The organism is Jiangella ureilytica, from assembly GCF_004348545.1.
Classification (GTDB): domain Bacteria; phylum Actinomycetota; class Actinomycetes; order Jiangellales; family Jiangellaceae; genus Jiangella; species Jiangella ureilytica.
Genome location: NZ_SMKL01000042.1, coordinates 37,354 through 50,504, shown reverse-complemented (window position 1 = coordinate 50,504; position 13,151 = coordinate 37,354). Strand labels below are relative to the sequence as shown.

The window sequence follows — 13,151 nt, the reverse complement described above, 5'->3', positions numbered from 1 at the left end:
CCGCGAAGCCGCGGGTCAAGCGGACCCCCAAGGGCGCGCAGCGCCCACCGGTCCGCTTGAAGCGCGGATTCGCGGCTAAGAGAATGGGCAGCAGGGGGACGGGGGAACCCCACCCGACCCCACGACCCCACGCTCAGCCGTCGAGGTCGACGGTGCGGCCCCACTCGGCGCCGATGGCCGCGACGATGTCGTCGAGGACCTGGACCGGAACGGCCTGGTCGACGGTCATGGCGACCAGGGCGTCGCCGCCCTTGCCGGTGCGGCTGACCTGCATGCCGGCGATGTTGACGTCGGCCTCGCCCAGCACGCGCCCCACGGTGCCGACGACGCCGGGGCGGTCGGTGTAGCGCAGGAACGCCATGTGCTCGGCCGGGACGACCTCGATGTCGTAGCCCAGCACCTCGACGATCTTCTCGACGTGCTTCGGGCCCGACAGTGTGCCCGACACGGACACCGAGCGGCCGTCGGCCAGGACGCCGCGCAGGGTGACCAGGTTGCGGTAGTCCGACGACTCCTCGTCGGTGACCAGCCGGACCTCGACGCCGCGGTCGGCGGCGATGAGCGGGGCGTTGACGTAGGAGACCGGGTCCTCGACGACGTCGGCGAAGACCCCCTTCAGCGCGGCCAGCTCGAGGATCTTCACGTCGTGCGCGGTGATCTCGCCGCGGACCTCGACGTCGAGCTGGGTCGCGACGCCGCCGGCCAGGGCGGTGAAGATGCGGCCGAGCTTCTCGGCCAGCGGGATGCCGGGCCGGACGTCCTCGGCGATGGCGCCGCCCTTGACGTTGACGGCGTCGGGCACCAGCTCACCGGCCAGCGCCAGCCGGACGGAACGAGCGACCGACACGCCGGCCTTCTCCTGCGCCTCGTCGGTCGACGCGCCGAGGTGCGGCGTGACGACGACCGACTCGAACTCGAACAGCGGCGACTCGGTGGTCGGCTCGGACGCGAACACGTCGATGCCGGCACCGGCGACCCGGCCCTCCTTGAGCGCCAGGGCGAGCGCGTGCTCGTCGACGATGCCACCGCGCGCGGCGTTGATGATGCGCACCGACGGCTTCACCTTGCGCAGCGCCTGCTCGCCGATGAGGCCGACGGTCTCGGGCGTCTTGGGCAGGTGGACGGTGATGAAGTCGCTCTCTTCGAGCAGCTGGTCCAGCGACACGCTGCGCACGCCCATCTGCGCGGCGCGGGCGGCCGGCACGTAGGGGTCGTAGGCGATGACGTTCATGCCGAACGACGACAGCCGCTGCGCGACCAGCACGCCGATGCGGCCCAGGCCGACGATGCCGACCGTCTTCTCGTACAGCTCGACGCCGGAGTACTTGCTGCGCTTCCACTCGCCGCCCTTGAGCGCCTTGTCGGCGGGGGCGATGTTGCGGGCGGTGGACAGCAGCAGGCCGATGGCGAGCTCCGCGGCGCTGGTGATGTTGGAGGTCGGCGCGTTCACGACCATGACACCGGCCTGCGTGGCGGCCTTGACGTCGACGTTGTCGAGGCCGACGCCGGCGCGGGCGATGACCTTGAGCTTCTTGGCGGCGGCGATGGCCTCGGCGTCGACCTTGGTGGCCGAGCGGACCAGGATCGCGTCGACGTCGACGATGGCCGGCAGCAGGGCCGCGCGGTCGGCGCCGTCGACCTTGCGGATCTCGAAGTCGGGCCCGAGCGCGTCGACGGTGGCGGGCGAGAGCTCTTCGGCGATGAGTACGACGGGCTTGGTCACGGTGGACTAGACCTCCGGGTGTGTCGGGCGTGGTGTGACGAGCGCGACACTGGGCCCGGGTGCGACCGAGTGTAACGCCACGTAAACCTGAAGCGCATCCACCACGTCATACGGTGGTCGGTTGGTCACATCCACATTACGCAGGCTCAGGCCACGTCTCTCCGCGCCAGGCCGCGTCCCAGAACATCCACTCGAACCGGGTCGCGCGGGCGTATGCCTCGTGCATGCCGGCGACGGCGCCCGGATGCCGTTCCGCCTGCTCGTCGGCGAAGCTCTCGGCCCGGCGGGTGTCCTCGGCGAAGACCGGGTCGCCGTACGTGCGCAGCCACGTGGCATACGGGTGGCTGCCGCCGTCGGGCCCTGAGAGTACGGTGACCAGATCGCGCCCGACCTCGGTGTAGATGCGGAAGCACGGCAGCAGCCCGGCCAGTGCGACTGCGACCGGCGCGTGCGCGGCGTCGGCCTGCAGCGTGCTGACGTAGGCGAGACAGGTCGGCGTCGGCTCCGCGTCGCCGAGCGCATCGGTCAGCGACAGGCCCGACTCCGCGAGCAGCGCCTCGTGCAGCAGCCGCTCGGCGTCGACGGCACCGGCGGCGAACCGCGCGAGCACGGCGGCCTGTTCGGGCACCGGCCAGCGCGCCGCCGTCGTCGCCAGTGCCCGCGCGTACCGGGACAGGTAGTGGGCGTCGTCGGCGATGTAGCGGAGGAACACCTTCCGCTCCAGCGTCCCGTCGGCCAGGCCGGTGAGGAACGGGTGCGCGCGGATGGCGTCGTACCACGGACCGGCGGCGGTCCAGGCGTCGGCGGAGAACGTCATGCGGGGGTCCCTTCCGGAGTCCACCAGGCGTGGAAGTGGTGCACCGGCCCGTGACCGGCGCCGACGTGCAGCTGGTCGGCGGCGAGCAACGCGTCGGTGAGGTAGGCCTTGGCGGCCCTGACGGCGTCGCGCAGCGGCCGGCCGTGCCCGAGGCCGACGGCGATCGCCGACGACAGCGTGCAGCCCGTGCCGTGCGTGTTCGCCGTCGGGACCCGCGGCACCCGCAGCTCGAGGACGCCGTCGTCGTCGGCCAGGACATCGACCGAGTCGGGCCCGGCCGCGTGCCCGCCCTTGACCAGCGCCGCAGGGCCCTTGGCATGTAGCTCGACGGCGGCAGCGGCGGCCTCGTCGGCGGCGACGGCGGGCAGGCCGAGCAGCGCCGCCGTCTCCGGCAGGTTCGGCGTGACGACGGCGGCCAGCGGCAGCAGCCGGTCGCGGATCGCCTCGACCGTGGCGTCGTCGACCAGCCGGTCCCCCGACGTCGCGACCATGACCGGGTCGACGACGAGGTTCCGCACCCCGTGCCGGCGGGCGGCGTCGGCGACCGCCTCGACGACGTCCGGGCTGCCGAGCATGCCGGTCTTCACCGCCCGCACGTCGAGGTCGGCGAAGAGCGCGTCCAACTGCTCCGCGACGAACGCGCCCGGGATCGGCAGGACACCGGTGACGCCGCGGGTGTTCTGGGCCGTCAGCGCCGTGAGGACCGCGCCGCCGTAGGCCCGCAGCGCGGAGAACGTCTTGAGGTCGGCCTGGATGCCGGCTCCCCCGGACGGGTCGGACCCCGCCACCGTGATGATCGTGGGCGTCATGTGTCGCCGTCAGCTCCCTCCGCCGGGAAGGGAGCACGACGAACGCCGCCGGCCGTGGGCCGGCACCGTCGGTCTCCCTGCGCCGGCATGACCCGGATCAGGTTCGGCGGGTGTGATCTCAGCCCTTGCGGGCACCCCGGCCGATCGGTTCTGCCGCCACCCTACTAGCCGGTCAGGTGTTGCGCGAAGAAGGCCGCCGACCGCTCGATCGAGAGCTGCCAGTCGCCCTCGAACGCGTGCGGCTCGCCCTCGTAGAGCTGCAGCGTGACGTCCTTGCCGGCGGCGCGGAGGGCGGCGTCGGTGTCGACGGCCCACTGCGGCGGGCAGGTCTCGTCGGCGGTGCCGTGGTGGATCAGCACCGGCTCGGTGACCCGGTCGACGTACGTCACCGGCGAGACGCCCTGCCAGAACTCCGGGTTGGTCTCGGGCGCGCCGTACGCGGCGATGATCCGGTCGGTGAGGTCCTCGTTGCCCGGCTGGCCGCGGATCCACTGGTCGAAGTTCTGGACGGCGTTCGAGCTCACCGACGCGTAGATGACGGCGGCGTCGACCAGTCCGGGCTGCACGACCAGCGCGTTCAGCGTCACGCCGCCGCCCATCGAGCGGCCGAGCAGGCCGACGCGCTCGCCGTCGAGCTGCGGGATCGTGGCGCCGGCCGCCCTGACGGCGAGGACCGCGTTGACGACGTCCTCGGTGTAGCCCAGCCGGAGCCGGACCTCGTTCTCGGGATCGTCGCTGGAGCCGGCGTGGTTGCGGTAGTCGGTGTGCAGGACGGCGTATCCCTGGCGGGCGAGGTAGTCCTGCTCGCGCCGCAGCCCGCGCCCGGTCGTGTAGACGTCGGGGTCGATGTAGCCGTGCGCCAGGACCAGCACCGGGAACGGCCCGGCGCCGTCGGGCAGGTTGAGGATGCCGCTGATGGTCAGGCCGGCGCTGCGGTAGGTGACGGCGTAGCGGGTGTAGGTGTCCGCGGTCTCGAGCACCTCGCCCAGCCGCAGGTCGCCGCCGTCGTACCGCTGCTGCATGAGGGCCGGCAGCGAGACCGGGTGCGGCGGCGGGGTCGGCGTGGGTGTGGGTGTGGGAGTCCGGATCGGGGACGGGCTCGGTGTCTCGGTGGCCGACGGTGTGGGCGTGGCGGTCGGCGACGGGGTGAGCCCGCCGCCGTCGTCGCCGTAGCCGGTGCAGGATGCCAGCAGCAGGACCGCAGCTGCCGCCGTCGCCCGGAACCTGGTCACGACCTCCATTCTCCCCGCAGAGTAGGGGCATGGCGCGGACCTATCGCACGACCCTGTTCCGGCGGGTGGGCAACGCGGCGATCGGCCGGGTGCTGCGGGTGCTGCCCGTCGGGCCGTATGCGCTGCTCACGGTCCGCGGCCGGACGACGGGGCAGCCTCGGACCACGCCGGTGCGGGTGATGTCGCACGGCGGTGCGCGGTACCTGGTCGCGCCGTACGGGCCGGTCCCGTGGGTGCTCAACCTGCGCGCGGCCGGCGAGGTGTCGCTCCGGCAGGGCCGGCGCAGCGCCACACACGTCGTCGTCGAATGTGCGCCCGACGAGGCCGGCCCGGTGCTCAAGGACTACGCGAGGGCCGAGCCGATCACCCGTCCGTACTTCGACGCCTCGCCGTCGGACCCGCCGGAGGCGTTCGCCGCGGAGGCCGCCCGGCACCCCGTCTTCCGGCTGGCCTGACCGGGCCCCCCGGGCGCTGGGCGTCAGGCGGCCTTGCGCAGGTCGGCGAGGACCTCGCGTCGCGTCTCGCGCGGGTCGATGCCGAGCCGCTCGAACACCGCGAGCGTCTGCCGGTCGTCGCTGCGCAGCAGGCCGAGCACGATGTGCTGCGTCCCGATGAAGCCGTCCTTCAACGCCAGCGCCTCGCGCAGCGACAGCTCCAGCGCCTTCTTCGCCCGCGGCGCGAACGGGATGTGACCCGGCCCGCGCTCGGTCTTGCGCCGGCCGAAGAGTCGCCAGCGGCCGCCGGCCGGCAGCGGCGCGTCGAGGGCGCCTTGGCCGAACGTCTCCTCGGCGCGTTTGCGCACCTCGTCGAGGTCGATGCCGAACGCCTTCAGCGCCTCGGTGTCCTCGTCGCCCAGGCCGTCGGACCCGTCGCCGATGACGGCGAGCACCGCCTCGCGGCCGCGTTCCGGGGTGACCCCGAGGCGCGTGAGCGTCGCGACCCCCGGGGCGTCCGGCGTGGCGAGCAGCGACACCAGCACGTGCTCGGTGCCGATCCAGCGGTGGTGCAGCTCGCGGGCCACGCGTTGCGCCCCGATGACGACGTCGCGGGCCTCGTGGGTGAACCGCTCGAACATCCCTACCTCCTCGCGTGCTTCTTGTGTACGGCCTGCCTGCTGACGCCGAGGGCGGCCCCGATCTCCTCCCAGGACCAGCCCTGACGGCGTGCGCTGTCGACCTGCAGGGCCTCCAGCCGCTCTACCAGGCGGCGCAGCGCGGCGACCGCCCGCAACCCGACCCTGGGGTCGGCGTCGACGGCGCCGGTCGCGGCGTCGACCGCCTCTCGTGCCTCCGATCCGGTCATGCTGTCAACCTAAGCTGACAGGCGGCCGGTTGTCAACCGTCGTTGACGGGGCCGGGATGGGTGTCGGTGGCGGGTTGTACGGTCCCGAACTGTGACCGAGCCCGCCTTCCTGACCGCCACCCGTACCGCCTACGACACCGTCGCCGAGTCCTATGCGTCGACGCTGCACGACCACCTCGCCGGGGCGACCTTCGACCGCGCGATGCTCGACGCATTCGCCGAGCTGGTCGGCGGCGACGGCGGTCCGGTCATCGAGGTGGGGTGCGGGCCGGGGCGCATCACGAGGTACCTGCACGAGTCGGGACTGGACGTCTCGGGTGTCGATCTGTCGCCGTCGATGATCGAGGTCGCGCGACGCACCTGCCCGGAGGTGTCGTTCTCGGTGGGGACCATGACGGCGCTCGAGGCGGCGGGCGCGAGCCTGGCCGGGCTGGTCGCCTGGTACTCGATCATCCACACGCCGCCGGTGGCGCTGCCCGCGGTGTTCGCGGAGTTCCGCCGCGTGCTGCGCGACGGCGGGTGGGTGTTGCTGGCGTTCCAGGTGGGCGACGAGGTCGTCCGTGTGGAGCAGGCGTACGGGCATGCCGGACTCGCCGTCGACGCGTATCGACTACAGCCCGACCGGATCGCGTCGTTGCTGGTGGATGCGGGGTTCACGGTCGAGGCGCGATTGGTCCGGGAGGCGCGGGAGTCCGTGCCGCCGGAGAAGACGTCGCAGGCATATCTGCTGGCGGAGGCCGAGGCCGTGATCAGGTCCCCTCGCGGTCGCTGACACGCCGCCACCGAACATGATCAGGGAACCTGCTGCGCCTCTCCTAGGCTCGGTGGCATGAGCGACGACGGCACCTTCCCCGGCATCGGCACCGAACTCGGACGCCGACTGGCGCAGCGGCTCCGCGACGACCGCGTCCTCTGGCTCACCGTCGTGGCGCCCAGCGGGACGCCGCAGCCGACGCCCGTCTGGTTCGTCCGCAGCGGCGACGACATCGTGATCTACAACGACCGGCACGCCAAGCGGCTGGACTGGCTGGAGCAGAACCCGCGGGTCGCGCTGCACCTGAACAGCGACCACGACGGCGGCGACTTCGCGGTGCTCACGGGCCGGGCGGAGATCCGCGAGGACGTCGCGCCACCGGACGAGTCGCCGGAGTACCTGGCCAAGTACGGCGACGAGATGACCCGCATCACGGGCAGCCCCGCGGTGTTCGCGCAGCGGTACTCCGTCGCGACGGTGATCCGCGTCGACCGCGTCCGCGGCGAGTGACCGGCCTCGAGCTCGTCGGCGAGGGTCGCACGGCAGACGTCTATGCGCTCGACGGCGACCGGGTGCTGCGCCGCTACCGCGACGGCAAGGACGTGGGCACCGAGGCCGCCGTCATGGCACACGTCCGCGCTCACGGGTTCCCGGCGCCAGCCGTCCACCACGCCAGTGGTCCGGACCTCGTGCTGGACCGGCTGACCGGCCCGACCCTCCTCAGCGCACTGACCACCGGCGACAGCACCACGCACGAGGCCGCCGCCGTGCTCGCCGGCCTGCACACGACGCTGCACGCCCTCCCGCCCGCCGGCCACCCGCACCCGGTCGCGCCCGGCGACACCGTCGTCCACCTCGATCTGCACCCGGACAACGTCGTCCTCACCGACGACGGCCCGGTGCTGATCGACTGGCGCAACGCCACCGACGGCCCCGCCGGCCTCGACATCGCCTACTCCGCCCTGATCCTCGCCCAGGTCGCCGTCGACCCCGCGGCGGATCTCGGGCCCCTCGCCGACGCCCTCGTCGGGCCGTTCCTCGAGGCGGCCGGCGGCGCCCCGCTGGACCACCTCGAGGCCGCCACCGCCCGCCGCGGCCGCGACCCACAGATGACGACGACGGAGCTCGAGCAGCTCGCCACCGCCGCCGCCCTGGTCGCCCGGCGAGCCCTGGAACTGCCCTGACGCTCCCGTGCGCGATCACGCACGCGATCGGAACGCAGCCGCAAACCAGTGGAATCCGGGCGATGACAGGAGCAAGATGGAGAGCACACAACCCGCCGAAGAGACTCTCGGGGTGCATCCATGTCCGGTCTCCACAACGACGCACCAGGCATGCTGCCGGTGCTCTCGAAGGGCAAACACCGCAACGCGCGCAAGGGCGCGTGCTTCATGGAATTCGCGTCGTACCTCGCCGGTGAGCGCTGGAGCGACCACCCGTCCTGCACGCACCCGCTGCTGGCCGCGGTCGCCCGGCTGGTGAACGACGCCATCTCCGACGAGCGACGGCCGCAGCTCGCGCCGCTGGTGCCCATGGTCATCGGCGTCGACTCCGACGATCCCCGCATGGACGTCGTCATCACGCTGCGGGTCGCCGCCACGGCGGTCCCCGTGGCCTCGGCCGAGCGGCAGCGGGTGCTCGCGGTCGCCATCCTCTCGGCCGAGCGCATCCTCGACGACCTCGACCACCGGCCGGCCGGCACGCTCACCGACCGCAGCCGCGAGGCCCTCGACCAGGTGCCGGTGGCGGCCCAGTGGGCGCGCGACTTCGCCGAGGGCGAGCAGACCACGCTCAAGGGCTTCCAGCGCTACGCGGCACCCACGGCGGTCCGCTGCGCGGTCGAGGGCATCGCCAACGCCTGCGTCCCCGACCCCGACGCCCTGCTGCACCAGCTGCTCGAGCTCACCATCGCCGACTGCTCCGACCTGGTCGAGCCGCGCGGCCACGCCGACCCGGCGCGCTGGGCCGACGCCTGCCGGCTCACGGGCACGGTCAGCGCCTGAGCGGGCCACCGGCTCGCGAAGTGAGGTTAGCCTGAGCTAACTTATGCGGGTGACTCGACGACGCCTGCCCACCGTCCTGCTCGCGCTGCTGCTCGGAGCCGCGGCCCTCGCCGGCTGCGGCTCCGACGACGGCGGCAGCACGGCTCCCGCCGGCGGCGACTCGGCCGCGCCCGGCACCGACGCGTTCCCCGTCACCATCGAGCACGCCCTCGGCAGCACCACCATCGAGGCCGCGCCGGAGCGGGTCGCCACCTGGGGCCCGTCCGGCCAGGACGTCGCCGTCGCGCTGGGCGTCACGCCGGTCGCGATGCCGGTGATCGACTACGGCGGCGACGACGAGGGCGTCCTGCCGTGGGTGCGCGAGGAGATCGGCGACGGCGACCTGCCGGCGCTGGTCCCGAACGTCGCCGGCGAGGAGATCCCGTACGAGGCGATCGCCGAGGCGGAGCCCGACGTCATCCTGGCCGTGTACTCCGGGATCACGCAGGAGGAGTACGACACCCTCAGCGCCATCGCGCCCACCGTCGCCTATCCGGACGCGCCGTGGAGCACGCCGTGGCAGGAGCAGACCACGATCGTCGGGCAGGCGCTGGGCCGCTCCGGCGAGGCCGAGCAGCTGGTCGCCGACACCGAGGAGTACCTCGCCACCCGCTCCGACGAGTACCCGGAGCTCGACGGCACCACGTTCGCCTACGGTGCCGAGAACGCCGGCCAGCTCGCCCTCTACACCTCCGACGACGTGCGGGTGCGGCTGCTCGCCGACCTCGGCATGACGGTGGCGCCGTACGTCGACGAGAGCGCGCCCGGCGACGCCGTGTACTACGACGTCTCCCCCGAGCTGGTCGGCGACATCGAGGCCGACGTGTTCGTCGCCTGGTTCGACGACCAGGAGGCGGCCGACGCGTTCGCGGCGAACCCGGCGTACGCGAGCATCCCCGCCGTGGCGGCCGGCGCGTTCGCCCCGGTGGTCGGCGAGTCGTACGTGGCCGCCAGCTCCGCGCCGTCGGTGCTGTCGATCCCGTGGATGCTCGACGACTACCTGCCTCAGCTGGCCGATGCGGCCGCGGCCGCCGCAGGCACCGAGTAGACGCCCGCGACGATCAGGTCCATGTTGATCATCGCCGCGGCGTCGACCCCGGCGGCGGCCGACTTGATCACCGTCGCGAACACGTCGGCGACGTTGCCGGCCGCCCAGACACCGGACACCGCCGTCCCTCCCATGGGGTCGACGGTCAGGGCGGTGCCGGCGACGATGCCGCCGCGCTCCTGCTCGACCGGCTCGAGCCCGAGGCCGGCGACCATGGCAGCTCGGGCCCGCGGGATCGGCTGGACGACGACGGCGCCGGCGGGAACGACGACGCCGTCCCCGAGCTCGACCCCGGTGATGGCGTCGTCCTCGACCCGCAGGGCCGCGACCGTCCCCTCGACGACGCGGATGCCGCGGGCGGCGAGGTCGGCCAGCTGGTCGTCGCCGAGCGCCGGGGCGGTGTGCGTGAACAGCGTGACGTCGGCGGACCACTGCCGCAGCAGCTGCGCGTGGTGGAACCCGCCGGGCGAGGTCGCCAGGACGCCGATCGCGCGGTCGCGGACCTCCCACCCGTGGCAGTACGGGCAGTGCAGCACGTCGCGGCCCCACCGCTCGCGCACGCCGGGCACGTCGGGCAGCTCGTCGGCGGCGCCGGTGGCCAGCAGGATCCTCCGGGCGCCGACGGTGTCGCCGCCGGCCAGCGTGACGGTGAAGTCCCCGGCCGCACCGGTGACCGTCTCGACCGCGCCGGAGCGGATCTCGCCGCCGTACCCCTCGATCTCGGCCCGGCCGGTCCGGTAGAGCTCGGCCGGCGATGCGCCCTCGCGGCCCAGGTAGTTGTGCACGCCCTCGGCCGGGGCGTTACGCGGCTGGCCTGCGTCGATCAGCAGCACGGACCGCCGGGCCCGCGAGAGCGTCAGCGCGCCACTCAGCCCGGCGGCCCCGCCGCCGATCACGACTACGTCGTAACGGTTCTCATTCGTCATGCTCCCAGCCTGCGCGCGCGGCGGCGATCAAGCAAGAGTCCTTGCGAAATCAGCAAGACCGCTGTTGCCGACCGAAGATGATCACGTTCAGCACGAAATCCCGTGTCGCAGCACGATCGCAGGCGTAGTCCGACACGGGATCTCGTGGTGAACGTCATTCCCAACGGGGGACGCCGTCAGGGGAGGTCGATGCCGTGCAGGCCGCCGTCCTGGTCGCCGACGACGAGGACGCCACCGACCACCACCGGGGTGCTGAACGTATTGGCCGGGCCGACCTGCAACCGGTGCGCGATGGTCCCGGTCGCGACGTCGACGCCGGCGAGCAGCCCGGTCGTCGCGACCACCCAGGCGGTGCCGCCGGCGAGCACCGGGCCGGCGTTCAGCGTCCGCGCGCCCAGCTCGGCGTACCAGTGCCGGGCTCCGGTCGCGAGGTCGACCAGCTGGAACCGGCCCCACTCGTCGACCAGCAGCAGCCCGTGCTCGGTCCGCCCCGACGGCGGGTACATGCAGCCGCTGGCCACCTGCCAGCGCAGCGCCCCCGTCGCGGCGTCGACGGCGTAGGTGGAGGACACCGTCGCGAACAGGACCAGGCCGCCGGGCAGCAGCTCGACGGTGTCGTCCCAGGCGCCGTAGAGCAGCCGGCCGTAGGTGTTGGTGCGCGTCGTCGCTGAACCGCCACAGCCGCTCGCCGGTCCGCGCGTCGAAGGCGTAGGCGTACCCGTCGCCGCTGCCGGCGTAGACCCGGGCACCGTCGCAGGCAGCCCGGCCGGCGAAGAACCCGCCGAGGTCGGCCCGCCACAGCTCGGCTCCGTCGTCCGGCGAGACGGCGTACAGCGTGCGGCCCGCGGCGAACACGACGGCCGGCACCGCGTCCGCGCCGATGGTCGTGACCAGCGGCGCGCTCAGCACCGGCGCGCCGGCGTCGACGCTCCACCGCTGCGTCCCGGACGACGCGGCCAGCGCGTACAGCAGGTGGTCCGCCGACGGCACGAACACCGTCTCGCCGAGGACGGCCGACGCGCGCAGCACCGGCCCGACCCGGCGGTCCAGCGCGCCCGCCCGTCGCGCCGCGGGTCGGCGAGCGTGACGTCGCCGCCCGTCGACCCGGCCACGACCAGCCCGTCCGGCGTCGGCGTCAGTGCACCCTGCACGCTCCCGGCCAGCGACCGCGACCAGCACCGCGACGGCGTGCCCTCCACCGCGGGCAGCGAGAAGGCCGCCGTCGACTCGAAGGTCGCGCCGTCGGATCCGACGACCCGCAGCTGCAGCCGGTGCCCGCCCGGCGGCAGCGTCCCGGCGTCGACGGTCCCGGACCACCAGCGACTCCGGCCCGGCGCCGTCAGCGGCACCCAGGTCCCGGCGGTGCGCCCGCCGAACACGTGCTGCGGGTAGACCTGGGCGCGGACCTGCGCCGGAGCCGCGTCGCGCGGCACCTCGACCCGGACGTTCAGCGCACCGCCGGCCGCGAGGTCGATGACCACACGGCCCGGCGCCAGCAGCCGGCCGGGCCCGGTGCCGCCGAGCGGGACCGTCGTCAGCTCGCGCCGCACCTCCACGCCGTCCAGCGCCACCGTCACCACCCATACCCGCAGCACCGGGTGGCCGGCGTCGTCGGCCCGCTCGACCCAGTAGTAGAGCGCGGCGTTGCGGGTCGCGGCCCCCGTGACCTGCGTGAATCCGTTGGACCGGTAGACGCCCTCGGCGTGCACGTGGCCGGCGAAGACCGCCCGCACCGGCGACCCGGTCACCGTCTGGAAGAACGCGTCCTGGTCGTTGACGTAGTAGTGGTCCGCGCCGTACGGGAAGTGCTGGAACAGGACGGCGGGCGCCGCGTCGCGCACCTGGTCACCGAGCCAGCGCAGCCGCTCCGGGCCGAAGTGGCCGGGCTCCTGCAACAGCTGGGTCGGGTCGAGCCCGATCAGCCGCAGCCCGCCCGCGTCGAACGCGTAGGGCGCCGGGCCGAACGTCTGCGCGTAGAGCTGGCCGGCGTTGACGTCCCAGCGCACCTCGTGGTTGCCGGGGACGTGGCGCATCCGCGGCCGCAGCGTCTCGGGGATGGTCGACAGGTAGGCGTCGAACTCCGCGCCGGCGCCGTAGTCGGTGATGTCGCCGCAGTTGACGACGAAGTCCGGGCCGGCGCGGTCGATGGACTGGAACACGCGCGGCAGCAGCTGCAGCCGGACCGGCTCCTCCGGGCTGGCGTGGGTGTCGGTGACCACCGCGAAGCGCAGGCTCACGCCGTCGTCGGAGGCCGCCGCCCGAGCAGGCCGGGCGAACGGGCTGAGTCCGGACGAGGCGACCAGCGTGCCCGCCGCCGCGATGCCCGCCAGCCCGAGGAACCGGCGCCGATCGAGGACCCTGCTCGGTGTGTCGGTCATCGCGCACCCTCCCGGCTCGCCGTCGACTGGCCGTCACGGTAGGGGTCATGATCGAGCTGCCGGCGCCCGGCGGATGAACACCCCCGGACCGGCCGGTGAAGACGGTAGGCTCGGCTGGAG

15 protein-coding genes, 1 pseudogene and 1 riboswitch are annotated in these 13,151 nt (G+C 73.6%); of the genes and pseudogenes, 6 read left to right on the top strand and 10 right to left on the bottom strand.

Annotated elements, in window-relative coordinates; genetic code table 11:
- Positions 1–133: 133 nt before the first annotated feature.
- The 4 genes from serA to E1212_RS18420 form a co-directional block, all read right to left on the bottom strand.
- Positions 134–1,723, bottom strand: a complete 1,590-nt coding sequence (serA, locus tag E1212_RS18435; protein ID WP_131985094.1) for a phosphoglycerate dehydrogenase — start codon at positions 1,721–1,723, stop codon at positions 134–136.
- Positions 1,724–1,859: 136 nt separating this feature from the next.
- Positions 1,860–2,540 (bottom strand): TenA family protein, encoded by a 681-nt coding sequence (locus E1212_RS18430; RefSeq protein ID WP_131985092.1) that lies wholly within the window; start codon positions 2,538–2,540, stop codon positions 1,860–1,862.
- Entirely contained in the window at positions 2,537–3,349 is an 813-nt protein-coding gene (gene thiD / locus E1212_RS18425; RefSeq protein WP_131985090.1) for a bifunctional hydroxymethylpyrimidine kinase/phosphomethylpyrimidine kinase, read from the bottom strand. The genes E1212_RS18430 and thiD overlap by 4 nt, the downstream gene beginning before the upstream one ends.
- 56 nt (positions 3,350–3,405) lie before the next feature.
- Positions 3,406–3,498, bottom strand: a riboswitch (TPP riboswitch).
- Positions 3,499–3,513: 15 nt separating this feature from the next.
- A complete protein-coding gene (locus tag E1212_RS18420; RefSeq protein WP_203416981.1) occupies positions 3,514–4,581 on the bottom strand; it encodes an alpha/beta hydrolase family protein in 1,068 nt (355 codons plus the stop codon).
- 29 nt (positions 4,582–4,610) lie between these two features.
- On the opposite strand from E1212_RS18420, the gene E1212_RS18415 reads away from it, so the two are divergent.
- Entirely contained in the window at positions 4,611–5,036 is a 426-nt protein-coding gene (locus tag E1212_RS18415) for a nitroreductase family deazaflavin-dependent oxidoreductase (protein WP_131985088.1), read from the top strand.
- A gap of 23 nt (positions 5,037–5,059) precedes the next feature.
- On the opposite strand, the gene E1212_RS30805 is transcribed toward E1212_RS18415, so the two are convergent.
- Together E1212_RS30805 and E1212_RS18405 are read right to left on the bottom strand one after the other, a co-directional pair.
- Positions 5,060–5,656, bottom strand: a complete 597-nt coding sequence (locus E1212_RS30805; protein WP_131985086.1) for a Clp protease N-terminal domain-containing protein — start codon at positions 5,654–5,656, stop codon at positions 5,060–5,062.
- A gap of 2 nt (positions 5,657–5,658) precedes the next feature.
- On the bottom strand, positions 5,659–5,883 hold the full coding sequence (locus tag E1212_RS18405; RefSeq protein WP_131985084.1) for a hypothetical protein: 225 nt from the start codon (positions 5,881–5,883) through the stop codon (positions 5,659–5,661).
- 91 nt (positions 5,884–5,974) lie between these two features.
- On the opposite strand from E1212_RS18405, the gene E1212_RS18400 reads away from it, so the two are divergent.
- From E1212_RS18400 to E1212_RS18380, 5 genes are all read left to right on the top strand, one after another.
- The gene (locus E1212_RS18400) at positions 5,975–6,655 is read left to right on the top strand and encodes a class I SAM-dependent DNA methyltransferase (RefSeq protein ID WP_131985082.1); all 681 of its coding nucleotides are present in this window, start codon (positions 5,975–5,977) and stop codon (positions 6,653–6,655) included.
- 57 nt (positions 6,656–6,712) lie between these two features.
- Positions 6,713–7,147 (top strand): TIGR03667 family PPOX class F420-dependent oxidoreductase, encoded by a 435-nt coding sequence (locus E1212_RS18395; protein WP_131985080.1) that lies wholly within the window; start codon positions 6,713–6,715, stop codon positions 7,145–7,147.
- Complete coding sequence (locus E1212_RS18390) at positions 7,144–7,821, top strand: phosphotransferase (RefSeq protein WP_131985078.1); 678 nt, start codon at positions 7,144–7,146, stop codon at positions 7,819–7,821. Before E1212_RS18395 ends, E1212_RS18390 begins: the two co-directional genes overlap by 4 nt.
- Before the next feature lie 120 nt (positions 7,822–7,941).
- The gene (locus E1212_RS18385; RefSeq protein ID WP_203416980.1) at positions 7,942–8,640 is read left to right on the top strand and encodes a hypothetical protein; all 699 of its coding nucleotides are present in this window, start codon (positions 7,942–7,944) and stop codon (positions 8,638–8,640) included.
- A gap of 43 nt (positions 8,641–8,683) precedes the next feature.
- Positions 8,684–9,727, top strand: coding sequence for an iron-siderophore ABC transporter substrate-binding protein (locus E1212_RS18380; RefSeq protein WP_131985076.1), 1,044 nt, complete (start codon positions 8,684–8,686; stop codon positions 9,725–9,727).
- On the opposite strand, the gene E1212_RS18375 is transcribed toward E1212_RS18380, so the two are convergent.
- The 4 genes and pseudogenes from E1212_RS18375 to E1212_RS18360 all read right to left on the bottom strand — a co-directional run bounded on the left by E1212_RS18375 (position 9,685) and on the right by E1212_RS18360 (position 13,031).
- Positions 9,685–10,653 carry an NAD(P)/FAD-dependent oxidoreductase gene (locus E1212_RS18375; RefSeq protein WP_131985074.1) on the bottom strand — a complete coding sequence of 323 codons (969 nt, stop codon included), beginning with the start codon at positions 10,651–10,653 and terminating at the stop codon, positions 9,685–9,687. The two genes, E1212_RS18380 and E1212_RS18375, sit on opposite strands and share 43 nt — an antisense overlap.
- A 176-nt stretch (positions 10,654–10,829) precedes the next feature.
- The gene (locus E1212_RS18370) at positions 10,830–11,225 is read right to left on the bottom strand and encodes an outer membrane protein assembly factor BamB family protein (protein WP_420814393.1); all 396 of its coding nucleotides are present in this window, start codon (positions 11,223–11,225) and stop codon (positions 10,830–10,832) included.
- A gap of 130 nt (positions 11,226–11,355) precedes the next feature.
- A pseudogene (locus tag E1212_RS31155) lies at positions 11,356–11,643 on the bottom strand (outer membrane protein assembly factor BamB family protein); the annotation flags it as partial.
- The gene (locus E1212_RS18360) at positions 11,556–13,031 is read right to left on the bottom strand and encodes a metallophosphoesterase family protein (RefSeq protein WP_131985070.1); all 1,476 of its coding nucleotides are present in this window, start codon (positions 13,029–13,031) and stop codon (positions 11,556–11,558) included. The pseudogene E1212_RS31155 and the gene E1212_RS18360, both read right to left, overlap by 88 nt.
- Positions 13,032–13,151: the final 120 nt, after the last annotated feature.

Coding starts and splice junctions, on each gene's coding strand:
- E1212_RS18430 (WP_131985092.1), bottom strand. CDS start 2,540: ATGACGTTCTCCGCCGACGCCTGGACCGCCGCCGGTCCGTGGTACGAC.
- thiD (WP_131985090.1), bottom strand. CDS start 3,349: ATGACGCCCACGATCATCACGGTGGCGGGGTCCGACCCGTCCGGGGGA.
- E1212_RS18415 (WP_131985088.1), top strand. CDS start 4,611: ATGGCGCGGACCTATCGCACGACCCTGTTCCGGCGGGTGGGCAACGCG.
- E1212_RS30805 (WP_131985086.1), bottom strand. CDS start 5,656: ATGTTCGAGCGGTTCACCCACGAGGCCCGCGACGTCGTCATCGGGGCG.
- E1212_RS18405 (WP_131985084.1), bottom strand. CDS start 5,883: ATGACCGGATCGGAGGCACGAGAGGCGGTCGACGCCGCGACCGGCGCC.
- E1212_RS18395 (WP_131985080.1), top strand. CDS start 6,713: ATGAGCGACGACGGCACCTTCCCCGGCATCGGCACCGAACTCGGACGC.
- E1212_RS18385 (WP_203416980.1), top strand. CDS start 7,942: ATGTCCGGTCTCCACAACGACGCACCAGGCATGCTGCCGGTGCTCTCG.
- E1212_RS18380 (WP_131985076.1), top strand. CDS start 8,684: ATGCGGGTGACTCGACGACGCCTGCCCACCGTCCTGCTCGCGCTGCTG.
- E1212_RS18375 (WP_131985074.1), bottom strand. CDS start 10,653: ATGACGAATGAGAACCGTTACGACGTAGTCGTGATCGGCGGCGGGGCC.
- E1212_RS18360 (WP_131985070.1), bottom strand. CDS start 13,031: ATGACCGACACACCGAGCAGGGTCCTCGATCGGCGCCGGTTCCTCGGG.